The organism is Enterococcus sp. HMSC072F02 (assembly GCF_001837725.1).
Lineage (GTDB): Bacteria > Bacillota > Bacilli > Lactobacillales > Enterococcaceae > Enterococcus_B > Enterococcus_B lactis.
Map to the genome: position 1 here is coordinate 1 of NZ_KV833896.1, position 22,195 is coordinate 22,195.

Genomic DNA, 22,195 nt, shown 5'->3' on the forward strand with positions numbered 1-22,195 from the left:
TGGGAAGCAAACGGTTGGTACTAAGATTCATTTATTAATCGAACGGTTTACTTTTATACAAAGAAAGCCAAAAGAGGTGCGACACTAGTTGTGTCACACCTCTTTTTTTATTTACCTAATCTAATGAAACGTTCCAAGTTTTGATAAGTATTTTTCTTAACTTCTTCAACTGATAGCTCTTTGATTTCAGCGATTGTCTTTAACTGTTCTTCAAGCAGTGAGACATAATCTTTTTCTGAAAAATTATCCCCTAACGCCCACTCTGCTGCATGTAGTCCATCCGTTTCAATAAGTAAGTGGTCGATTGGGACTGTTTTAGCTAGTTGCCAGACTGCTGGGTTCTTTTTCAAATCAAGACCAATGCTGAAATAACAGCCTAAATCAATATAGTCTTGTTGATAGTCCAAAGAAGAATACCAATGAATCAAATAGTGATTAGGGTAAGCTTGGATATAGCTTAAGATCTCTTTTTCGCATCCTTTTGTATGCAGTACAACAGGTTTCTTATTTATGGCTGCAAAAGCAAGCTGTTGCTCAAACACCCTTTTTTGTGTAGATAGTGGCACATTCGTCCAGATATTGTCTAACCCTATTTCACCGATGATCCTTGCTTTCTTCAAAAAAAGCTCAACATGTGCAAACGTATAGCTATCCGCTTTCCAAGGGTGGATACCGTAACTTAAGACTTGATTCTTGCTTGTTGCAAGCCGTCTGTTTTTCTCCCATTCTTCTGGCGAATCACAATTAATGATCGTCAAAATCGTGTGTTCCTGCTGAAGGAGTGCTAAACTCTGACTCCCATCTAAATGACAATGAGCATCACTTAACATCTCATTCACCTGCCAATAACTGATAAATCGTTTGCTTCAACTCTGATTGCTGCAGTAGCCATTCACGTGACCGTCGTTTTTCAGGCACTTGAATCTCAGCAATCACATGTGCCGGACGGGCGGAAAGCACAAGGATCCTGTCTGATAAATAAATTGCTTCTTCAATATCATGTGTCACGAGCAAAGTAGTTCGCTTTGCTTTTTTAGGCAGTTTCAGCATCCAGTCTTGCATCTGCCCTCTGGTCATAGCATCTAACGCTCCAAATGGTTCATCAAGAAGCAAGTAAGAAGAAGGATTCATGATTGTTCGTAACAAGGCCGTTCGCTGCTTCATCCCGCCAGATAATTGTTCCGGCAAAAAATGTTCATAGCCGTTTAACCCAAAGATATCCAGATAATCCCTTATTTGTTCTTCATTGATTGCTAGATGATTGATTTTTTGATATAACGTAACGTTTTGATAGACGCTCAGCCAAGGAAGTAACATATCTTCTTGCGGCATATAACTAAATGCTGTATGGAGACCAGTTACTTTTTGATCGTTTACTTTGATCGTTCCAGAAGTCATAGGCTGGACTCCTGTTAAAGTTTTCAGCAATGTTGACTTACCGGCTCCGCTTGGCGCGACAATCGATGTAAAAGTATCTTTAGGGATAGTGAAATGGATGTCTTCTAATATTTTCAGGTTTTCAATGACTACATTCAAGTGGCTGATTTGGATTGACACATCTATCACTCCTATTTTATAAACTGATTAGTGAATAGTTCTTTCGAAGGTACATCTTGCTTGATCAATCCGTTTTCCTGCATAAAAGCTGTATAATTGCGCCAAACTTTTTCTTCCATCAATCCCCAATTCTCAGGATCATCCGTATAATTTTTTGACAAGAATGCTTGTGATTCTTCTAAAAACGTCCATTCGTTTCCTTTTGCATATTTTTGCAACAGTTTAGCACTGTCGTTTGGATCTTTAATAGCTTCCTGATAGCCTTTTTTCGTGGCATCCATAAAAGACTGTACCAATCCTGGATCATTTTTGATCAGTTGATCATTCGTAATAATTACCGGAGTATAGTAATCTAACCGTTCATCTAATTCTTTCAATGGGATATAGTTTAGTTCAATACCCGCTTCTTTTGCTTTGATCATATCCCAACCTTCAAAGTACCATTGGATATCTGAGGATTTTCCTAAGCTTTCTGGCCCTTCTCCATTGCTTCCTACCATTGTCAGTTTTGAAAAGTCACCGCCGTCTTTTTCCATCACAGCTTTTAAGACAGCTTCTTCACTTGGACTTTGCCAACCTGCATATGTTTTTCCTTCAAAATCTTTTGGTGAATGGATGTTACTGTCTGATAGGGTGGCGAATCCAGAAGTATTATGTTTGATCACTGTAGCAATTGCTTTGACTGGTATATTCTTTCCATCTGCGTGCGCATAAGTGACATCTTCTTGATAACTTATACCAAATTGTGCTTTGTCCGCACCTACTAGACCAATACTTGTCGAATTATCTCCTGGTTCGACGATTTGGACATCTAAACCAGCCTCTTTATAATAGCCTTTTTCTTTTGCTACGTAGATGCCAGTATGATTAGTATTTGGTACATAATCCAAAACAAGTGTCACTTTTTTCAAATCCTTCGTTTCTTGTTTGCTACTTGTTTCTTTTGCAGTGCCACAAGCGGATAAAAGCAACAGTAGCGGTAATAAAAGCCATAATTTTTTCATTTGATCCCCTTCTCTTAAAAAGTATAAAGCATACGGTAATACCCTTTTTTCAATAATGAACAAGCGCCATTCAGCAATAAACTCAATAAAATGACACAAATGATCGCAGCAAAAACTTTATCAATCTGGTAGCTGTTTTTTACGCGTATCATATAATACCCTAAGCCTGCTTGAGCGCTTAGCCATTCTCCAACGACTGCTCCACTGACACAATAAGTAGCGGCTACTTTTAAACCGGAAAAGAATCCGGATAAACCCGCTGGTATTTTATATATTCGATAAATCTTCCCTGTATCTGCCCCCATCGTTTTCAAAAAGATGATTTGCTCCTTCGATACTTTCCTCAATGTATCCGAAAAAGAAACTACGATCGGAAAATAGCTTATCAAGACAACAAGAATCACTTTTGGAAGCATACCGAAACCAAACCATAGGGTCAATAATGGCCCTAAAACCATGATTGGCAACATTTGAGAAATCACTAGTAATGGATAAAAAGACATTTCTAAGAACTTCCAATAATCCATTGCCAAAGCAGTAATAAAAGAAAGAACGCTAGCTATTGCCAAACCAATCACTGCTTCATTTAATGTTGTGACAGAATGGGAAAGCAATACTTGTGCATCTGCTGTTAACGCAGAAAATACAGCAGCAGGTCCGGGTAAAATAAAAGCGGGTATTTTCCAAACTAAGACAACAATCTGCCAAATAATTAAAATGAATGCCATACTGACTGCTGGATAAAGATTTTTCTTCATTTTGACGCCTCCTTTCTTCTAATATGGATAACAAAAAACGCTTGAAATGGGCACGACATAGTAACCCGCTTCAAGCGTCTGCTATGTTTCTCCCTTCACCAGTATTAACTGACAGGTTCAATGGGTCTAAGTTCACAACTTACTCTCATGTCGTCTACGACATCCCCAGAAACAGGTATTCATTTTTTAAAGTGTAGCACAAGAAGGAAAAAGCAACAAGCGCTTTAGTTATCATGCTGATTATTTCAATAAATAGGAGAGATCACTTGCCAATGTCGGATACCCCATGATATAGCTATCCAACTCTTTTTTAGTCAATTTTTGATTGATGACTAGTGTCAAATCATCAATCAATTCGTCTGCTTGCTCGCTAATCACTGCAGCACCAATCAAATAATTTTGCTGGTCGAAAGTTAATTCAGCCTTAGCAACTGGTTCATTGACGCGATGATAGGTGAACCAATTGGTAAGATCCATCTCTACCACTTGATCTGACGAAGAGGCGTGACTTTTTGTAATCCCTACTTCAGCAAGCTTAGGACTAGCGTAGACGATCGTGGGTATAATTGGATATTTGATAGGGCCGCCTATTGCATCCGTTATCCGCTTAGCTACATAATTCCCTTCAAAAGTGGCGACTGGTGTCAATTTGGGTGTTTTCCTTGAAACAATGTCTCCACACGCAAAAATTTTTGGATTGCTCGTTTGCAGATAATCATTGACCTCAATCCCGTGTTTATCAAAGACGACATTCGCTTGTTCAAGTGCTAAAGATTCTGTATTCGGCTGTCTCCCAGTCGCACAAAAAATCATATCTGCTACTAATTCCGTATCTTTTCCGACTAAACGATATCGAGTTCCTTCCGAGATGATCTTTTGGGTTTCAACATCAAAAGCAAACTGAATACCAGATGCTTCCATTTGATGGACGGCTTCCTCTACCAAAGACGCCTCAAATTCTTTTAATGGTCGTTGATTATGATGGACAATGGTTACTTTACTCCCTGCAGCATTGGCAATCGTAGCCAGTTCAAAAGCAATATATCCGCCGCCAATAAAAATAATTTCTTTAGGCAGTACAGGCAATGATAAAAAATCTGCACTAGTCTTCAAGTATTCCTTTCCTTCCACCGGTAAGATCGTGGGTCTTTGTCCTGTTGCCAGAACAAAGTAATCTCCATGAAAAACTTCTTCATTGACTTCAATAGATGAGTTGTCTAAGAAACGAGCGGTCCCTGAAAGATGATCGATTCCAGCTTCTGCCAATTGTTTTTTTCGATTTTCTGGAACTGGATCTGTGAATGTGCGTTTGAATTTTTGGAGTTCTTCCCAATTAGCGGTTGGGATCTCGTTAAATCCTTTTCCATTCAATTGTTTTATCCGATTACGGGCTTCTACTGCACTCAACAAGACTTTTTTAGGATCACATCCACGGTTAGGACAAGTCCCGCCCCATAGATCTTCTTCGACCACTAGTACTGTTTTACCTGCTTCTTTCAATCCATAAGCAGCACTTAAGCCGCTCACACCTGAACCGATGACGATTGCCTCATATGTTTTCATTTTCTTTCTCCTCTCGACTTAAAAAAGTAAAGACTTCTTTACTTGTCAGTGAACCAATATTTTTTCCTTTTTCTACTATCACAATGTTTGGGTACACTGAAAGAAGTGAATACACTTCTTTCAGAGGCGTATCAAGGCAAACTTGTTGATGACTGTTTTTTGGTACTTCTTTTAAAAAATATCCATTGACGACTAAATCTTCGACTCGCCATTCTTTCGTCTGTTTCGGTTCATCAAAGAAATGCCGTACATATTCATTTTTAGGATTCATCAATAACTGTTCTGGTGTGTCGCATTGGATAATTTCTCCATCTTTCATAAACGCAATACGATCTCCTAGCTTGATTGCTTCTTCCATATTATGCGTAACGAAAACGATGGTCGTTCCTAGTTCTTCATGTAAAGATAAAACTAATTCTTGTAATGAATTTCTTGAAATAGGATCTAATGCGCTAAATGGCTCGTCCATCAAAATCACATCTGGGCTTGCAGCAATGGCTCGGATGATCCCGATTCGTTGCTGTTCTCCTCCAGACAACTCTCTAGGCATACGATCTCGATAAATATCAGGAGATAAGCCAACTTTTTGAAGAAGTTCATCTACACGATCTGCTCTTTTCTGCTTTTCCCAACCTAACATTTCAGGTATGACTTCAATGTTTTGCTTGACTGTCATGGTCGGGAACAAAGCGATTTGCTGCAGCACATACCCCATATTCCACCGCATTTTCTGCAGATTATATTCATTTAACGATTTTCCTTTGAAGTAGATGTCTCCTGCTGATGGTTTAGATAATCCATTGATCATTTTCAAAGTAGTTGTTTTTCCACTACCAGAAGGCCCAACCAAAACAAAGATTTCTCCTTCTTTGATTGCAAGAGTTAGGTCATCAATGACATATTTTCCATCGTACTTTTTTTGCACATGTTTGAATTCGATTAATTTAGTCACTGATCTCCCTCCTTTAGTAATCCTTCGTTTTCCAGGAAGGTTCGTGCTACTTCTGCCGGTTTTTTCTTTTCGACATTGACTTGATAGTTCATATCGATCATTTGATTTTCTGTTATTTTTCCGCTTAATTTATTCAGCGCTTCAACGATTTCAGGATGGTCCTTGGCGAAATCTGTTTTCATCAGTGGCGCGCCTTGATAAGCTGGGAATAGCCCTTGATCATCTTCTAGAGTGACTAGATCATACTCCTTGAGTTGGCTATCTGTGGAATAAGCATCCACAATATTGACATCTCCATTATTGATTGCTTGGTAACGCAAACTTGGTTCCATGCTTTGTACACTTGAAAAATTCAATCCATATGCTTCTTGAATTCCTTTATATCCATCGGAACGATCAATAAATTCCAGTGTGAATCCCGCTTTGATCTGATTAGAAACTGCTGCTAAATCGGAAATCTTTTTAAGTTGATGCTCGTCTGCAAAAGATTTCTTGACCGCCAAGGCATACGTATTTTGATAAGCCATTGGTTTCAATAATGTCATATCGAATTGTTTGTTCAATAATTCTTCTGCTTCGTCATATGTTTTTTCTTTTGTCAAATCAGCACTTTTCATTGCTTCAGGTACCTTCACCAAGCTCTCTAGGACAGTCCCTGTGAATTCAGGATAGATATCGATTTGCCCTTGATCCAAGGCATTGAACAAAAAACTAGTCTTGCCAAAATTCGGTTTTAATTCAACTTCTGTTTTTGTGTTGTCTTCAATCAATTCTTTGTACATTTGGATCAGGATTTCAGGTTCCGCTCCTAATTTTCCAGCAATCGTGATGATTTCATTTTTAAACAAGGCAGACTGATATAAAGAAACGCCCCCAACTAAACACACCACGGCTGCTAAAGTAATGATAGAATATCGAGGTTTCTTATGCTGCAACCAGCGAATCAATCCGCTGAATATAATGGCAAGCAAGGCAGAACTGATTGCACCAATCAATGTTAAAACTGGTGTGTTGCGGTCGATACCTAATAAAATAAATGTTCCTAATCCACCTGCTCCGATCAATGCCGCCAAAGTAGCCGTACCGATGATCAAAACTAAGGCAGTTCGGATACCTGAGATAATGACAGGCAATGCGATGGGAAGTTCTACTTTCAGCAAGCGTCTCATCCTGGACATACCAAATGCTACCGCCGCTTCTTCAATAGACGGGTCAATCTCAGCTAGACCAATGTACGTATTTTGGAAAATCGGAAGCAAAGCGTAAATAACAAGTGCAATCAATGCTGGAACAGTTCCGATCCCTACAAATGGGATAAGTAACCCTAATAAGGCAAGTGAAGGAATCGTTTGAAGCACACCCGTGATCTGCAATAAGACTTCTGCCATTTTTTTATGATTAGCTGCCCAAATTGCTAGAGGAATAGCAATCAGTGCTGCAATCAGCAAAGAAATGAGAGAAATAGACAGATGTTGAAATGCAGCTTCCAGCAACTCGCCTTTTCTTTCACTTAATGTTTGTATAAAATTATTCATGCGACCTTCCTTTCTGTTATTCTTTAAGTATAAACATTTCTTTACATTTTCCCAACTAACTTGACTTACCTTAACCCTACTAGGCGTCAGTAATTAATAAAAATATCACCTCTAAATATGCGGATAAAAAAAGAATCCGAGCAACAAAATCGGATAGATTTATTGGTTCTCGTTTCTTCACAACGAACATCCAATACATCTATACGAAATGATCACTCGGAATCAACCGTATCGTTTTTCATATACAACTTTTCTTTTAATTAAAAAGAAACAGCCAATAAAGTAGAAATCTCGTGGGGGAGAACACCTTTATTGACCTGTTCAACAAGTATTATACTGTATCATGACACTTTTTTGCCAAAAATGTAAAAAACGGTTGTTTTGGCATCATAAACGTCTTGTTTTCTTATTTTTACTTATATCACCACTTTATTTTCTATCTCTTTCACTCCATAAAGCGGAATGAGTTCTTCTTTTGACTGATAATAAACAGCTTTTTCACGGTTCTTCATCAAAAATAGAAAGATTTCTTTCATAGCAAGTGGTGCTTTGCCTTGTTCAAACACAAAGATGAATTGATACGATTCATTTATCTGGATTCTTGTCACAGGAATCAGTTTTTGGTCTTGAGCCAAAAAAACACCTTGATAATCTGTTTTTTTGGGTGATTTTGTAAGAATTGTCAATAAGTCTGCTGCTCGCATTTTTCCACTCCTTTTTGATAATTTGGAAGAAACAACCAAAAATAAATTTTTTTCATTTTCCTCTTGAAGAAAGAGTATAAGTCAGTATAATGAAGAGGTTGCTGAAAATTTTCAAAAGAAAAGAGGCTAGAAATGAAAAAATTAAATTTAATGACAGAATTGTGCGGAATCATTTTAGGCGCTGGGATCTATGGATTGGCTGTGACAGGCATCAATATTCCATCTAAACTGGCAGACGGTGGTGTTACTGGTATTGCTTTACTCTTGCATAATCTTTTTGGATTCGCGCCTTCTATCACTTCGCTGCTTTTTAATTTACCTTTACTGCTTATCTCATTGTTTCTTTTTGGAAAACACGCTTTTCTTCGGACGATCGTCGGAACATTTGCGCTGGTTTTCTTTTTACATTTATGGGAAAGCCTTCATATACATTTTGCTGTAGATAGTCTACTGATCAATAGTTTGATGACAGGGATTCTTTCTGGCATTGGTTGCGGTCTCGTCTTTCGATTTGGCGGAAGCACAGGCGGAACAGATATCATTTATCAAGCCATTGAAAAATATTTTCATATTAAGATTGGCAAAAGTCTTTTCTTGATCACTTTTGGTATTTTAGTTGTCTCCTTGCTTTATTTGGATCTCACACATTTTCTGTATACATTGCTTAGCTGTTCTATTCTATCTTATACATTGAATAAAGTGAAGTATCTGGAAATGGGACCTGTTTTGCCCCATTTGGAAGCAAAACAGACTACAGAAACATTTGAACCACTTGATCCTCTTGAACAGTTAGAGCACTAATTCTTATTTTTACTATTTTAGTTACTTTACTAAAAAATCATTATGTAAACTACAACGTATATTTTTTCAATAAAATTTTCTATAAAAATATGAAAACAAACTATTTTTGCAGACACTCTGTTAAAATAGTTTGTTTTTTACTCTTCACCCTTTCTCCTCTTGCTCACGGCAGAAAACATCAGCTAAGAAAAAAATAGGTTACGATATAATCTTTCGAGTAGAGTATAAAAAAAGAAACGCCGCAGCGTTTCCTTCTCCACTATAACATAATACAAGGTTGTATTTGTCTTATTTAAAATAGCTATTCTCTCCTAAAGAATTTCCCTGATCGTCAATCAGCCCTTGCAGTGAACGTTCTAAGATACCGTGGTTTTTTTTCGATTTTTTTTCTTCTGACTGCTTTGTTTCCCCTAATGTTTTTGTTCGATTGAACGTGCGTACAGACGGCTCATCATTTCTTTTTTCTTGATAAGGCGTTGGTTCTGTATCAAACAACAGATAAGAGTCATCTGTTTTTTTCATTGATTCGATCAAATGCTCTTCAGAAATTTTACTTTCTCTAGGGTCTGGAATAATGGATGCAGGTACATATTTAGGAACAAAATAAGAACGTTCCCGTACCTTTGTGTCCACAGATGAATTTCTCATAGTATTTCGAGACTCTGTCCTCGTTTCACTTTGCCTGACAGGACGAGAAGACTCACCAAAAAGTTTTTTCCGTCCAGTCGACGTGAGTTCTGATTGATGATGTCCAGTATAATCCGGTAATTTTTCTTTATGTTTTTCCAAATTTTCCTTGCGCGGAGCTGACTTCAATCCATTTGTTGCGCGGCGCTTGCGTCGGACCTGTTCAGTGTTTGTGTTCGTGAAATGGAATTCGTTCATTTGTTCAAACGGGTGCTGATTCTGTTCAGTCAAAAGATCCTCCTGTCCGTCAAATAATACCCGCTTCTTCTCGCTGGTTAATTTTACGCCTAACTCGTCATCGTACGCAGGAAAACGGAAATGTTTTCGTCTGATTTCTTTCATTCAAACCATCCTTCTCAAAAATGGAACTTTTCTCAATAATAGCACAGATTTTTTGTTTTCAGTAGCAATGCGCTGATTATTTTAAGAAAATAGCGATGAATTTCTTAAATATATAAAAAGTAACGAGGCTTAATTTGTCGTTTCTCTGATAACTAGTTCAGGGAAAAAGCGACGATAACCTTGACTTGCCCCTTTCTCTTCTATTTTTTTCAGCAACATTTCCCCGCATACTTCCCCCATACGGATAATATCTTGCTTGATCGTTGTCAATTTAGGCGAACTGATTTGGTCTAAAAACACGCCATCAAAGCCGATTACACCAAATTCTTCCGGCAAGCGCCCACCAGCATTTACAATTCCTCTTACCGCTCCTAGTGCCAGTCGATCTGAGCTGCATACAAAACAAGTTTTATCGGTGAAACCTGCCCAGTTTTCTATCATATATCTTTCTACTTCTGTCGAATGATTTGGAAATCGCAAGATCTTACTTGGAAGATCAGCTTCCTTCATCACAGATAAGTAACCAGCTTCCCTTGAAAGCTCAAACGATTCGTCCACTTCAATCCCGATATAAATAATTGTTTGGTAATCTCTTTCTAAGGCATATTGCGTTGCTTTAGCTGTACCATATTCATTATCGCTGTCTACATAGTCATATCCTTCACAATTTTCTCCAAACAAAACAACTGGTTTTTCCAAGCGGTCAATCCAATCGAAGTCTTTTTTTCTGACACCTGTGATGATGTATCCATCACAAGAACCGACATCGAATGCGTCATTTGTAACTAGTTGGAGAGAATAATGCGCTTTTCCGATCCGTTTAGCGATCCCCATCAGCAAATTCATGTAGTAGGGCTCGGTTGTGTCGATTTCTTCCAGTATAAATAATTTGATGATCTGTGACCGATTCGTGACAAGTGCTTTTGCAGCAATATTTGGGCGGTAATCCAATTCAGCCATTGCTGAGAAAACTAGCTCTTTCAATTCATCCGTCACCTGTTCCGGATGATTGATGACTCGAGAAACCGTCATTTTTGAAACATTGGCACGTTTTGCAACATCTGCTAAAGTGGGCATGCTCTCTTCCTTTCTAACATGTTGTCGTTCTTATTACCAATTATACCAAATTTTCCTAACAGGGTTCATTATAGCCCAAAAGAAAAATCAGAAAATCTCCTATCCTCCTTAAGTGATTTCCCAATTCAGCTATTTCTATTTTTTTATCAAATTCTTTGCTAAAAAAGCGGAAGCTTCCTCCATCAGTGGTATTTGTACCATGTGTCGCTGTGTTTTGGAGGAACGAAAAACAATTTCTTTTCCGTAAGGCTCAGGCCGGTTTTTCTCTACAAATCTTTCCGTTTGTATATAAGGGATCTTTTCATCTGCTTGTCCATGCCAAAAGAACAGAGGGCGTCCATCTAGCTTTTCCGGTTGCAATGATAAATCATAACTCTTGACCCACGAGATCAAATCAAAATAGTCTTTTGGCAAGATATAGTTATATTCTGACGCTCGTCTTGCGATTTCTTTCCCATATTCCAGAAGCGCAGGAGATCCCATCAAACATACACCTGCTGCTATATGAGGATGCTTAGCTAACAACGCGCATGTTGTCATTCCGCCCATCGAAACCCCACCAACTGCAAGCCGATCATGTAAAAGATCTCTTTTTTCTAAATGCTTGATAAGCGTGTCAAACTCAAACAAGTTCCCGTAGATACTATCCCAAAATGTATAGGATGGAATAGAAGAAACTGGCTGTTTTCGTTCCCCATGATTCATCGCATCTGGCAGGATCACGCGAATACCTTGCTGTGCAATTTTCCTTCCTTGTGTCAAAACTAACTCCTTACTTGTCTGCCATCCGTGATAATAGATGACAACGGGAATCCGTTCTTCTCTTAATTCTTTCAGGACAACTTCTAACACTGGAATTTGATTGACAGAACGTTTCAATATAATTGGATTCAATGGCTACTCACCTATTTTCATTAAATTTCCTGATCGCCATAGCAACCATGATCCGACAGTCGTCTGGAACAGGTTCAGTATACCAAATAATATAAATGCAGGACTGAATGGCTCAGGAAATAAGAATAGGGAACAAAGCCCCACCACTCCTAATGCTAGCGAAAGGAGAGGATAAATAGAGAAATTCAAAAAACTGGCAACGCTACCGAAAATATTACCAATAAATAGTATCAAAAAGAAAAAAACGCTTAGAATCAAACCATCTGTCAGCGACATCTGAAAAACAATGTTCTCTACATCAATTGGCTGTTGAATCGCATAGACACCTAAGTATATACTGAGAAGGAGACTGAGCACGTGACTGGCACAAAATACTCGATTGACCGTTTTCATTTTAATCACCTAACCTATCTTTATAATTCTATTATAATCATTTTATCATTTTTTGGTACCAATAAAGTTTCAATTTTTCTTCACTTGCGATTTTTTTGATATTGTTGTTATACAAATGAAAGGAGTTTTACAAATGATTGATCCTAAAATGTTAGGGATGATCTTCCTCATCAATTTTGCTTATATCACTTTGAACACGTTACGTTTTATGCTAACAATGAAAGGCTACCGGCTGATTGCTCCCCTTGTCAGTATGGTTGAGATCACGATCTATATCGTAGGGCTATCTCTTGTATTGGATCGTTTAGATAATCCGCTGAATTTATTTGTCTATGCGTTAGGTTACGCAGTAGGTATCAGTGTTGGGATTTTGATTGAAGACAAGCTGGCATTAGGATACATCATGGTCACAACGATTTTGCCAGCAAATAGCGCGGAAGATAAAAGTTTGCCTGGTATACTGAGAGAACACGGTTACGGTGTAACACAGACTTCTGCAATGGGTCTAGAAGGCGAGCGACTGGTCCTGGAAATACTTTCTCCTAGAAAAAGCGAACGTGAACTGTATCGCCTGATCAAAGAAATTGAAGAGCGTGCTTTCATCATCTCATATGAACCAAAATATATTTCAGGTGGTTTTTGGACTAAAAAAGTAAGAAAAAGACAAGGAAAATAACTCACAAACTAAAAAGCTGTCGAACATATAAATTAAATTTTAGATGTTCGACAGCTTTTTATTTATTATTTTGATTAAAAAACATCGACATATACTCATTGATTTGTTATTATACTTTATATACTTATCAATTTAATTTGGAGATATTATGGAAATTCAACGTAAAACAACTAATTTTTTACATTTAGGCTCTTTTTTTGCAACTTTGACGATTTTATTTTTTCTATGTTATTCGTACGTTAAGACCTCACAGGCGCCTTCTAGTGCATTAGGCTGGTTGCTTTTAGATCATTCTGATATTACAGAAACAGAAGAAAATCCGTTTTTTTTAATTTTATCTTCTCTATGCGCCTTGATGTTTTCTGTGTATTTCAGTGCCTATTTTTTTCATCGACATCCTGGTAAGTTAAATGAAGCTTCAGGTGTATTGATTGCATTTAAAACGTTTTCTTTTTTAGCTATCCTTTTTTATTCGTTTAATCACAATACGCTTTTCTTCTTTATCATGAATGGTTTAGTCGTGATTTTATCTATTTTCACTTATTTTATTTTTTCACTCATTTTTAGCCAAATGAGATGTCCGCTCTTCTTTCGATTAGTTCCTGTCACATGTTTTATCTACAGCTTGTTTTCCTTTTTTGTCCTTGCTTTGATACCATTGGCCAACCCTTCGACGATCCAAGTCGCAGGAAATCTGTTGGATATGCTCTTCATCGTCAGTCTAGGTGTATTTATGTGGCAAAGAAAAAAGAAACAAAATAAAAAGCATTTTGAAGCCTGACTACGACGACTTCATAAATGCTTTTTTAATTTTAAACACTTCAATCTAAAAGAATAACCCAAGATTGGATAGATGATTAATAATGACTTACCATTCGTTTCTGAGTGATTCTGGATCACCAAATGAACTTCCTAATCTAATCGCTAGTTCTTCCCTTAGAATGCTATACTTGACTGAATCATAATATTAATTATTTAAAAATCTAACTTTTCTTATGAGCCCTTCCTTTGTCATTCCACATTTCTCACCAATTTTTTGCATTCCTTTATTTCCATACCATGTAGTGAATCCAATATGTGGTAGATAGGCAAAATACTCCAATAATTCTTTTAACTATAAAAGAAGAGAAAGACTCCTCTTGCAAGAATCAGCATAATTTTAGCTTACTGCTCTCTTAGATTCTTCTCACCAAAGCTGTTCTATATTGTTCTATATTGCTCCATATTCTTTGATATAAGAAAATGCATGCGGCATAAATTTTTTGCTCAACTCAGAAAAGATTTGTCGTTTAAGAAAGGCCGTTTCCTCCATTGTCAATGAAGGATCCAATGTTGGAAATTCAATCTCAGGATTGTTTTTTTCGACAATAGGCAATGCTAGTGTAAATGATTCTTCTTCCTTTATGGTATCCGTCACAAGTAATGACTGATGGAAAATACTAGGCCGACGATTTTTATATTTATTTTTACGTATCCTGTCAACGATAACTTCTATTTGATCAAAAAAGTACGCTTCATTTACATCTCCAATAAGTTCGGCTAATTCTTTGAATGCCTTCGTTACAGGAAGCTGATTCTTTTGTATAAAAAAATAATTAGCCAACGTAAGCGGGAAGTGTTCTTTAGAGGAAAGTGTAATAAAACGGTACTTCTGATTTCCTGCAGTCGTTCTCAGCAATTCTGTCTCTCGGCTGTTTCTTACTCCATAAAAATATGCTTCTTTTCGTTCATCTTCAAAACAATACGCCCAAATAACTTCTCCCATCGCTAATTTTTGTTCAGCAACAGAGAGTCTCTTCAATTGGTCGGCTATGGTTTCAGCAGCCGAAGTGACTTGTTGCAAGTAATCGTTGGGATCAAATACTGGAAAGTTCAAATGATATCTTCGCTCTTCTCTCTTGATTAATCCTGCATCGATCAACAGATCAAGAAAATGAGAAAATTTGTTTTGCGGAAATTCTTTTTTCAATTCTCTTAGAATCGTTTCTTTTTCTCGATGTTCATATAGATAATCGGTCAATAAAGAAAAAAGCGGATCACCGGTCAGTTTTTGATAAAAATTTTCCTTATTTTTTGAATAATAATAGTTCATATATGTTCTCTTTTCTATCCATTTTATTTTACTTAAAAGACTTTTACATAAAAAGGAGGAAGAACAAGAGTCATGTTTGACTGTTATTCTCCTCCACTTCTTAGACTTTTAGTATGTTCTGTGTTTCTTTTTATTCAATCGCTTATCCCATTCACTTTGAATGCTTCATCCTACCATTTGATTAGCTGAATACAGCCGTCAACTGAGGTACGACTTGTTTTTTACGTGAAACGACACCTTTAAGTAAAGCTCGGTTATTGGTCAAAGTTGTTTGGAAAGCTTCTTCTACTTTTTCTTTACCTTTACCAGCAACAAGTAATTCTGAATCGCTGTCTAAGATATTTGTGACAACTAATACGAATAAATCGTAGCCATTTGCTTTCATTTCTTCTTCCATCGCTGCTTCTAGTTCTGCTTGTCGATCCATCACTTCATTCAGATCCACTGTATTGACTTGAGCGATACGCACATTGGAACTGCCCATTGGGAAACTTTTTGCATCCAAATCAAGAAGAACCGCAGCTGATTTATCACTTAGATTCGTTCCGGCTTTCAACATTTCAAGACCATAGGCAGTTAGATCTACTTCAGCGATTGCTGCAAGTTCCTTTGCAGCTGCTTCGTCTTCAGGTGTACATGTTGGCGATTTGAACAACAATGTATCTGAAATGATAGCTGAAAGCATAATCCCAGCAATTTCTTTAGGGATCGTTACTTGGTTTTCTTTATATAGTTTTAAAATGATCGTACTTGTACATCCAACTGGTTCTGCACGATAGTACAATGGATTAGCTGTTTCAAAGTTTGCAATACGATGGTGGTCTACTACAGCCAAAATATTTACTTCGCTGATATCTGAAATACTTTGTTGGAATTCATTATGATCCACAAGCATGACATCTGCATTTTCTGCTTTAGCTGACTCTACTACTCGTGGTGCAGATAATTGAAAGTGGTCTAATGCGTATTGTGTTTCTTCATTAGGTGTACCTAGAGCAACTGCTTCTGTTTCGTTACCTAATTCATTTTGCAAGTGTGAAAAGGCAATGGCTGCCCCAATTGCATCTGTATCTGGATTTTGGTGACCAAAAACTATAATTTTTGACATGTCATTCGCTCCTTTGTGATTTCTCCTATTTAATAATAGCAAAAAAACGGAAAGAAGCAATACTTAACTTCTTTCCGATGCGTTCTATCGCGTTAAATATTTTGTATACTCTTCTGTATGAAGCAATCGTTTAGCATTTTCGACACGTTCTTTTGTAGGTGGTTCGATTCCTTCTAATGGATATTTCAAACCAAGTGTTTCCCACTTGTATTTTCCCATCGTATGATAAGGAAGGATCTCTACTCTATCTACATTTGACAAGGTTTGGATAAAGTTGTCTAGTCGGATCAAATATTCATCATAATCACTTCGCTCAGGAACTAATACATGGCGAATCCAAACCGGTTTGTTAATTTTTGACAAATATTGAGCCATTTCTAGAATATTTTCATTGTCCCAATGCGTTAGTTTTTTATGCTCTTCATTATCGATGTGTTTGATATCAAATAACAGTAAGTCTGTATACTTCATCAATTCTTGAAAACGAGAGAAGAAGGGGTCTTCATACGTAAAAGGTTTTCCGCATGTATCCAATGTAGTATGCATTTTCCGCTCTTTTGCTTTTTTAAATAGTTCGATCAAAAAATCGATCTGCAATAGAGGCTCTCCACCACTAACAGTAATACCACCTTTATCTCCCCAGTAAGGTCTGAAGCGTTCCGCCTTATCTAAAAGTTCATCTGCTGAGTACTCTTTCCCTCCGCCAATATTCCAAGTATCAGGATTGTGACAGAATTGGCAACGCATGCGGCATCCTTGCATAAACACGACAAAGCGCAGTCCAGGACCGTCTACTGAACCGAAAGTTTCGATAGAATGAACATAGCCGATTGTTTTTTCTTCCATTTAAATTCACATCTTTTCTTTGATTTCATTTTAAGTACAAGTTAGCTGTCGAAGCGAAGCTTTTTGAACAAAATTTTTCGCAATCACCGCTTCGTTATGTGTAAAATTTACAGGGACGGAACATACATGTCCTGCCCCTGTAAATCGTGTCTTTCAAATAAGCATACTGATCATTCGATTATGATGCGAAGGATATCTAACGATCTTTCGGCACTGAGTCGAAAGGCTGTTTCACAAACTTTTTTACATTCTGTCGTGTGAAGTTCTCATCAAGACATCTAGTTGTTGTTCTCTTGTCAAGTCACGGAATTTAACTGCATAACCAGATACCCGGATCGTCAAGTTCGGATATTTCATTGGATTTTCCATTGCATCACGCAATAGATCATTACTGAATACATTGACATTCAAATGATAAGCCCCTTTTGAGAAGTATCCGTCTAAGACATTACGCAAGTTTTCGATTCTTGTATCTTGTTCTTTTCCAAGACCAGAAGGATTGATTGTTTGGGTATTTGAAATTCCATCCAATGCACAACCGTAATTCATTTTAGCTGTTGAGTTCAGGCTGGCTAATAACCCACTTTGTTCTGCATTGTAACTTGGGTTTGCTCCTGGCGCAAGTGGTTTTCCAGCTTCACGGCCATCAGGAGTATTTCCTGTATTTTTACCGTAAACAACATTTGAAGTAATCGTCAATAATGAAGTTGTTGGTTTTGAGTTGCGGTAAGTTTTATGACGTTTGATTTGTCCCATGAAGTATTCCAAGATCCATGAAACTAATTCATCTGCACGGTCATCATCATTTCCATATTTAGGGAAATCGCCATCTACTTCAAAATCAACTGCTATTCCTTTTTCATTACGGATTGCTTTTACTTTTGCATATTTGATGGCTGACAAGCTGTCTGCCGCATGAGAGATTCCAGCAATACCTGTAGCAAATGTGCGTTGCAAGTCAGAATCCATCAAGGCAAGCTGAGCTGCTTCATAAGAATACTTATCATGCATGTAATGAATGATGTTCAACGTATTGACATATAGTTCTGCTAACCAATCCATCATATTCATGAAGTTATGTTTCACTTCTTCAAAATCTAGTACTTCTGATGTGATCGGACGATATTCTGGTCCAACTTGGGCGCCAGTCACTTCATCGACCCCGCCATTGATAGCATATAATAGTGTTTTAGCCAAGTTAGCACGAGCACCAAAGAACTGCATGTCTTTTCCAACAACTGTTCCTGATACACAGCAAGCAATCGCACAATCATCAGAACCCCATTGTTCACGAAGCTGATTGTCATTTTCAAACTGAATCGAAGAACTTTCAATAGCGATTCGGCTCGCATATGTTCTGAATCCTTCTGGAAGGTGTTCAGAGTACAAAACAGTCAAGTTTGGTTCTGGTGAAGGTCCCATATTTGTCAATGTGTGAAGCAGACGGAAATCATTCTTCGTCACTAACGAACGACCATCTAAGCCCATACCAGCAATGGATAAAGTAGCCCAGATAGGGAATCCTGAGAATAATTGGTTGTATTCAGGTGTACGCGCGAATTTGACCATACGTAATTTCATTACTAAGTGATCGATCAATTCTTGCGCTTCTTTTTCTGTGATTACTCCATTATCCAAATCACGTTGGATATAGATATCAAGGAATGCTGAGATACGTCCGATTGACATCGCAGCGCCATTTTGTGATTTGATTGCTGCTAAATAACCGAAGTATAACCATTGGACAGCTTCTTTTGCATTTGCAGCTGGTTTAGAGATATCATAGCCGTATTTTGCAGCCATTTCTTTCATTTGTGCTAATGCACGATATTGTTCAGTGATTTCTTCACGTAAACGAATCACTTCTTCACTCATCGTATGATAACCAGTCATATCATGATCTTTTTTCTTTTGTTCCATCAAATAGTCGATTCCATACAATGCCACACGACGATAGTCGCCGATGATACGTCCACGACCGTAAGCGTCTGGAAGCCCTGTAATGATTTTGTTTTTACGAGCTGCACGCATTTCAGCAGTATAAGCATCAAACACCCCTTGATTATGTGTTTTGCGCCAGTCAGTGAAAATATGTGTTAATTCATCGTTTGGTGTATAGCCATTGCTTTTCAGCGCATTGTTAGCCATATTGATTCCACCGAACGGCATGAATGCTTGTTTCAAAGGTTTGTCTGTCTGTAGACCGACGATTTTTTCCAAATCTTTATCCAAATAGCCTGCATCGTGGGAAGTAATGGTTGATACGATTTCTGTGTCCATATCATAGACACCGTTACGTTCGAATTGGATATCATTCAGCTTTTGCAATTCATCCCATAATTTTTCTGTTGCTTCTGTTGGACCTTCCAAAAAGCTGTCATCACCGCGATATTCAGTGTAGTTGTTTTGAATAAAGTCTCTAGTGTCTACGCCTTCTTTCCATTTGGTACCTTTAAATCCATTCCATTGCTCCATTGTATGGACCTCCTAAATTTCTGTTTTATGTAACAGTTTTTACGTGATTAGTATAACACAGCACCTTATCTTTGCAAGGGTTTTCTTGTTTTTTATTTAACAATTTTTATGTTTTATCTATGTATATTGAAAGTAACGTTGATTTACCAATATTTAAGCATTGTGAACACTTTCATCTTTTTTTGCAAACGTATAAGGATTTATTAAAAATGAATGAAAAAGAGGGGCCATCTGTATTAATACAGATGGCCCCTCTTCACTAAAATACCATAACAGTTATGATTCAATGAAAATCTCAGGAGCATCGATAACTTCGATGACTTCTCCACCTTTTTTATCGTCCATAGCAAACGAACCATTCGATGTTCGATCACCTATAGGAAAATCCGTTGGATCAATCGTTATCTGTTGTCCTTTTTGATTCATCAAGGTTATTTCTTTTGATCTTCCTTCCGACATATAGATAATACGGTGCGGATTTTTTTTCAGCTCACGCATGACCGTCACTCCCCGCTTCGCACGTGAAGTTTGGCTGATTTCTTGAGCAAGCATGCGTTTCACGGCTCCTCGCTGAGTAACGATTACGATTGGCGTATCTCCGTCTGCTAACACAAGCAGCCCATTGACAATCCTATCTCCATCTTTCAAATTCATAGACTTCACTCCAGCTGCCTTTGCTCCAACAACGGGAACATCTGTTAAAGGATAGCGCAAGCCCATTCCTTGATGCGTTACTAAGAACACATCTAAGCCTGGCTGATCTTCTTTCAGATATACAGCAATAAGTTCATCTTCTTCCGCCTTTAGCTTCATACAGCTGAGCGGACGGCTCTTATAGGTGCGCCATGGTTCGAACTCTGTCATTCGTGTTTGCTTGATCAATCCATTCTTGCTGATGAATACAAATGTTTTTTCTGCTTGGATTTTTTGATATGGGAAAACAGCTAAGATCGATTCATCTACAGACAGATTGGAGATTGTTTGAGAAATGTGTTCGCCAGCATCTTTCCATTTCAAATCGGGTAGTTCATGAACAGGACGGTAGATCACATTTGCTTTATTCGTAATCAGAAGAACATGGTCCAATGTGCTCAATTCACCTGAGTACAGCAAGTAATCGCCTTCTCGCATCCCGATTTCTTCTGGTTTCGAAGCACTATAAGAACGAAGGCTTGTTCGCTTCACATAGCCTTCTCGCGTCACACTGACGATTACGTCTTCTTGCGCCACTAAAACTTGCGTATCGATTTTGATTTCTTCGATTTCGTCTTGGATTGTCGTCAGACGAGCGGAAGAGTAATTTTTTTTCACTTCTCGCAATTCTTTTTTCATAACAGAGAAAAGCTCTTTGTCGTTTGAAAGGATTTTATTCAACTCTGTGATTTGTGCAATCAAGCTTTCGGCTTCCTTTTGAAGCTCTGTGATATCTGTGTTCGTCAAACGGTATAGTTGCAATGTGACGATTGCTTCTGCTTGTTCTTCTGTAAATTGGAAAACATCGACTAAATTCTTTTTAGCATCTTTTTTGTCTTTACTTTCACGAATCGTTGCGATTACTTCATCCAGAATCGATAAAGCTTTCATCAGGCCTTCCACGATATGCTGTCTTTTTTGAGCTTTGGCTAAATCGAATTGGCTGCGTTTTGTTATGACTTGCTTTCGATGCTCGATATAACTTCTTAAAATGTCTTTCAGTCCAACTTGGTGCGGAGTCATATGATCGATAGCGACCATATTAAAATTGTAATTGATCTGTAGCTCAGTGTTTTTGAACAAATAATTCAAAATTCCTTGAGCATTGGCATCTTTTTTCAATTCAACGACAATTTGCAGACCAGTTCGATCACTTTCATCTCGTACTTCAGCTATTCCATCGATTTTCTTATTCAAACGGATCTCATCCATTTTTTTCACCAACGTCGCTTTATTTACTTCATATGGGATTTCAGTGATCACGATTTGCTGTTTATTGCCCTTCATTGCTTCTATCTTTGTTTTCGAACGAAGAATAACTTTTCCTCGCCCTGTTTCATAAGCTTTTTTGATTTCATCTTTCCCTTGCAAGATCCCTCCTGTTGGAAAGTCAGGTCCAGGAATATATTCCATCAATTTTTCAAGGCTCGCTTGTGGATGATCGATCATATAGATTGTGCCGTCGATCACTTCAGCTAAGTTATGAGTCGGGATTTCTGTCGCATATCCAGCAGATATACCTGTCGATCCATTGACTAGAAGGTTTGGGTATCGAGCTGGAAGGACTGTTGGTTCTTTTTCTGTATCATCAAAATTCCACACGAGATCGACTGTTTCTTTTTCGATATCTGCTAGCATCTCTCCACTTAACTTGGATAATCTGGCTTCAGTATAACGCATCGCAGCAGGTGGATCACCGTCCATACTCCCATTATTCCCGTGCATTTCGATCAGTACTTCCCGCAACTTCCAATCTTGGCTCATGCGGACCATCGCTTCATAAATACTGCTGTCACCATGAGGATGATAATTCCCCATGATATTTCCGACAGATTTTGCTGATTTACGGAATCCTTTGTCATACGTATTGCCATCTTTGTTCATGGCAAATAATATCCGGCGTTGCACTGGTTTCAATCCATCACGGATATCAGGCAGTGCACGTTCTTGGATAATATATTTGGAATAACGTCCGAAGCGGTCACCCATCACTTCTTCTAAAGTTAATTCTTGTACTTCTTGTCGATTTTCCATCAGG

General features: G+C 37.9%; 20 protein-coding genes, 1 pseudogene and 1 riboswitch. Of the genes and pseudogenes, 3 read left to right on the forward strand and 18 right to left on the reverse strand.

The genetic code is table 11. The annotated features are described in order from the left end of the window. Window positions 1-107 precede the first annotated feature (107 nt). The 8 genes from HMPREF2731_RS01740 to HMPREF2731_RS01775 form a co-directional block, all read right to left on the reverse strand. Window positions 108-830, reverse strand: coding sequence for a TatD family hydrolase (locus tag HMPREF2731_RS01740; protein ID WP_002319981.1), 723 nt, complete (start codon window positions 828-830; stop codon window positions 108-110). Between the two features lies 1 nt (window position 831). Then, window positions 832-1,557, reverse strand: a complete 726-nt coding sequence (locus HMPREF2731_RS01745) for an ABC transporter ATP-binding protein (protein ID WP_070872196.1) — start codon at window positions 1,555-1,557, stop codon at window positions 832-834. Between the two features lie 11 nt (window positions 1,558-1,568). After that, the gene (locus HMPREF2731_RS01750; protein ID WP_002309523.1) at window positions 1,569-2,561 is read right to left on the reverse strand and encodes an ABC transporter substrate-binding protein; all 993 of its coding nucleotides are present in this window, start codon (window positions 2,559-2,561) and stop codon (window positions 1,569-1,571) included. A gap of 14 nt (window positions 2,562-2,575) precedes the next feature. After that, entirely contained in the window at window positions 2,576-3,319 is a 744-nt protein-coding gene (locus HMPREF2731_RS01755) for an ABC transporter permease (protein ID WP_002309524.1), read from the reverse strand. 73 nt (window positions 3,320-3,392) lie between these two features. Further along, a riboswitch (TPP riboswitch) is annotated at window positions 3,393-3,497 on the reverse strand. A gap of 62 nt (window positions 3,498-3,559) precedes the next feature. After that, window positions 3,560-4,882, reverse strand: a complete 1,323-nt coding sequence (locus HMPREF2731_RS01760; RefSeq protein ID WP_002313860.1) for a dihydrolipoyl dehydrogenase family protein — start codon at window positions 4,880-4,882, stop codon at window positions 3,560-3,562. After that, window positions 4,869-5,834 carry an ABC transporter ATP-binding protein gene (locus HMPREF2731_RS01765; RefSeq protein ID WP_070872198.1) on the reverse strand — a complete coding sequence of 322 codons (966 nt, stop codon included), beginning with the start codon at window positions 5,832-5,834 and terminating at the stop codon, window positions 4,869-4,871. The genes HMPREF2731_RS01760 and HMPREF2731_RS01765 overlap by 14 nt, the downstream gene beginning before the upstream one ends. Next, window positions 5,831-7,369, reverse strand: coding sequence for an ABC transporter permease/substrate-binding protein (locus HMPREF2731_RS01770; RefSeq protein ID WP_070872199.1), 1,539 nt, complete (start codon window positions 7,367-7,369; stop codon window positions 5,831-5,833). The genes HMPREF2731_RS01765 and HMPREF2731_RS01770 overlap by 4 nt, the downstream gene beginning before the upstream one ends. A 416-nt stretch (window positions 7,370-7,785) precedes the next feature. After that, window positions 7,786-8,073: a hypothetical protein gene (locus HMPREF2731_RS01775; protein WP_002309528.1), complete on the reverse strand. Its 288-nt coding sequence runs from the start codon at window positions 8,071-8,073 to the stop codon at window positions 7,786-7,788. Window positions 8,074-8,205: 132 nt separating this feature from the next. Between HMPREF2731_RS01775 and HMPREF2731_RS01780 the strand changes: the two genes are divergently transcribed. Beyond that, the gene (locus tag HMPREF2731_RS01780) at window positions 8,206-8,874 is read left to right on the forward strand and encodes a YitT family protein (protein WP_002309531.1); all 669 of its coding nucleotides are present in this window, start codon (window positions 8,206-8,208) and stop codon (window positions 8,872-8,874) included. Between the two features lie 288 nt (window positions 8,875-9,162). On the opposite strand, the gene HMPREF2731_RS01785 is transcribed toward HMPREF2731_RS01780, so the two are convergent. The 4 genes from HMPREF2731_RS01785 to HMPREF2731_RS01800 form a co-directional block, all read right to left on the reverse strand. Beyond that, window positions 9,163-9,903, reverse strand: coding sequence for a hypothetical protein (locus HMPREF2731_RS01785; protein ID WP_002313862.1), 741 nt, complete (start codon window positions 9,901-9,903; stop codon window positions 9,163-9,165). Window positions 9,904-10,032: 129 nt separating this feature from the next. Next, a complete protein-coding gene (locus HMPREF2731_RS01790) occupies window positions 10,033-10,980 on the reverse strand; it encodes a LacI family DNA-binding transcriptional regulator (protein ID WP_002309535.1) in 948 nt (315 codons plus the stop codon). 135 nt (window positions 10,981-11,115) lie between these two features. Further along, window positions 11,116-11,874, reverse strand: a complete 759-nt coding sequence (locus tag HMPREF2731_RS01795; protein ID WP_002313863.1) for an alpha/beta fold hydrolase — start codon at window positions 11,872-11,874, stop codon at window positions 11,116-11,118. A 3-nt stretch (window positions 11,875-11,877) separates the two neighbouring features. Beyond that, a complete protein-coding gene (locus tag HMPREF2731_RS01800; RefSeq protein WP_002290241.1) occupies window positions 11,878-12,267 on the reverse strand; it encodes a hypothetical protein in 390 nt (129 codons plus the stop codon). Between the two features lie 133 nt (window positions 12,268-12,400). On the opposite strand from HMPREF2731_RS01800, the gene HMPREF2731_RS01805 reads away from it, so the two are divergent. Continuing rightward, window positions 12,401-12,943: a DUF2179 domain-containing protein gene (locus HMPREF2731_RS01805; RefSeq protein ID WP_002289260.1), complete on the forward strand. Its 543-nt coding sequence runs from the start codon at window positions 12,401-12,403 to the stop codon at window positions 12,941-12,943. A 148-nt stretch (window positions 12,944-13,091) separates the two neighbouring features. Further along, entirely contained in the window at window positions 13,092-13,724 is a 633-nt protein-coding gene (locus HMPREF2731_RS01810) for a hypothetical protein (RefSeq protein ID WP_002313864.1), read from the forward strand. 186 nt (window positions 13,725-13,910) lie between these two features. On the opposite strand, the pseudogene HMPREF2731_RS15205 reads toward HMPREF2731_RS01810, so the two are convergent. The 6 genes and pseudogenes from HMPREF2731_RS15205 to parC form a co-directional block, all read right to left on the reverse strand. Next, window positions 13,911-14,036 (reverse strand): annotated as a pseudogene (locus HMPREF2731_RS15205) (GNAT family N-acetyltransferase); the annotation flags it as partial. A gap of 117 nt (window positions 14,037-14,153) precedes the next feature. After that, window positions 14,154-15,035 (reverse strand): DUF1803 domain-containing protein, encoded by an 882-nt coding sequence (locus HMPREF2731_RS01815; protein ID WP_002309543.1) that lies wholly within the window; start codon window positions 15,033-15,035, stop codon window positions 14,154-14,156. Window positions 15,036-15,216: 181 nt separating this feature from the next. Next, window positions 15,217-16,143, reverse strand: coding sequence for a manganese-dependent inorganic pyrophosphatase (locus HMPREF2731_RS01820; RefSeq protein ID WP_002309544.1), 927 nt, complete (start codon window positions 16,141-16,143; stop codon window positions 15,217-15,219). Window positions 16,144-16,227: 84 nt separating this feature from the next. Then, the gene (gene pflA, locus HMPREF2731_RS01825) at window positions 16,228-16,989 is read right to left on the reverse strand and encodes a pyruvate formate-lyase-activating protein (RefSeq protein WP_002313865.1); all 762 of its coding nucleotides are present in this window, start codon (window positions 16,987-16,989) and stop codon (window positions 16,228-16,230) included. A gap of 243 nt (window positions 16,990-17,232) precedes the next feature. Further along, a complete protein-coding gene (gene pflB, locus HMPREF2731_RS01830; protein WP_002309546.1) occupies window positions 17,233-19,464 on the reverse strand; it encodes a formate C-acetyltransferase in 2,232 nt (743 codons plus the stop codon). A 276-nt stretch (window positions 19,465-19,740) separates the two neighbouring features. Continuing rightward, window positions 19,741-22,191 carry a DNA topoisomerase IV subunit A gene (gene parC, locus HMPREF2731_RS01835; RefSeq protein ID WP_070872201.1) on the reverse strand — a complete coding sequence of 817 codons (2,451 nt, stop codon included), beginning with the start codon at window positions 22,189-22,191 and terminating at the stop codon, window positions 19,741-19,743. Window positions 22,192-22,195 lie beyond the last annotated feature (4 nt).

Coding starts and splice junctions, on each gene's coding strand:
- HMPREF2731_RS01740 (WP_002319981.1), bottom strand. CDS start 830: ATGTTAAGTGATGCTCATTGTCATTTAGATGGGAGTCAGAGTTTAGCA.
- HMPREF2731_RS01750 (WP_002309523.1), bottom strand. CDS start 2,561: ATGAAAAAATTATGGCTTTTATTACCGCTACTGTTGCTTTTATCCGCT.
- HMPREF2731_RS01755 (WP_002309524.1), bottom strand. CDS start 3,319: ATGAAGAAAAATCTTTATCCAGCAGTCAGTATGGCATTCATTTTAATT.
- HMPREF2731_RS01760 (WP_002313860.1), bottom strand. CDS start 4,882: ATGAAAACATATGAGGCAATCGTCATCGGTTCAGGTGTGAGCGGCTTA.
- HMPREF2731_RS01770 (WP_070872199.1), bottom strand. CDS start 7,369: ATGAATAATTTTATACAAACATTAAGTGAAAGAAAAGGCGAGTTGCTG.
- HMPREF2731_RS01775 (WP_002309528.1), bottom strand. CDS start 8,073: ATGCGAGCAGCAGACTTATTGACAATTCTTACAAAATCACCCAAAAAA.
- HMPREF2731_RS01780 (WP_002309531.1), top strand. CDS start 8,206: ATGAAAAAATTAAATTTAATGACAGAATTGTGCGGAATCATTTTAGGC.
- HMPREF2731_RS01785 (WP_002313862.1), bottom strand. CDS start 9,903: ATGAAAGAAATCAGACGAAAACATTTCCGTTTTCCTGCGTACGATGAC.
- HMPREF2731_RS01790 (WP_002309535.1), bottom strand. CDS start 10,980: ATGCCCACTTTAGCAGATGTTGCAAAACGTGCCAATGTTTCAAAAATG.
- HMPREF2731_RS01800 (WP_002290241.1), bottom strand. CDS start 12,267: ATGAAAACGGTCAATCGAGTATTTTGTGCCAGTCACGTGCTCAGTCTC.
- HMPREF2731_RS01805 (WP_002289260.1), top strand. CDS start 12,401: ATGATTGATCCTAAAATGTTAGGGATGATCTTCCTCATCAATTTTGCT.
- HMPREF2731_RS01810 (WP_002313864.1), top strand. CDS start 13,092: ATGGAAATTCAACGTAAAACAACTAATTTTTTACATTTAGGCTCTTTT.
- HMPREF2731_RS01815 (WP_002309543.1), bottom strand. CDS start 15,035: ATGAACTATTATTATTCAAAAAATAAGGAAAATTTTTATCAAAAACTG.
- HMPREF2731_RS01820 (WP_002309544.1), bottom strand. CDS start 16,143: ATGTCAAAAATTATAGTTTTTGGTCACCAAAATCCAGATACAGATGCA.
- pflA (WP_002313865.1), bottom strand. CDS start 16,989: ATGGAAGAAAAAACAATCGGCTATGTTCATTCTATCGAAACTTTCGGT.
- pflB (WP_002309546.1), bottom strand. CDS start 19,464: ATGGAGCAATGGAATGGATTTAAAGGTACCAAATGGAAAGAAGGCGTA.
- parC (WP_070872201.1), bottom strand. CDS start 22,191: ATGGAAAATCGACAAGAAGTACAAGAATTAACTTTAGAAGAAGTGATG.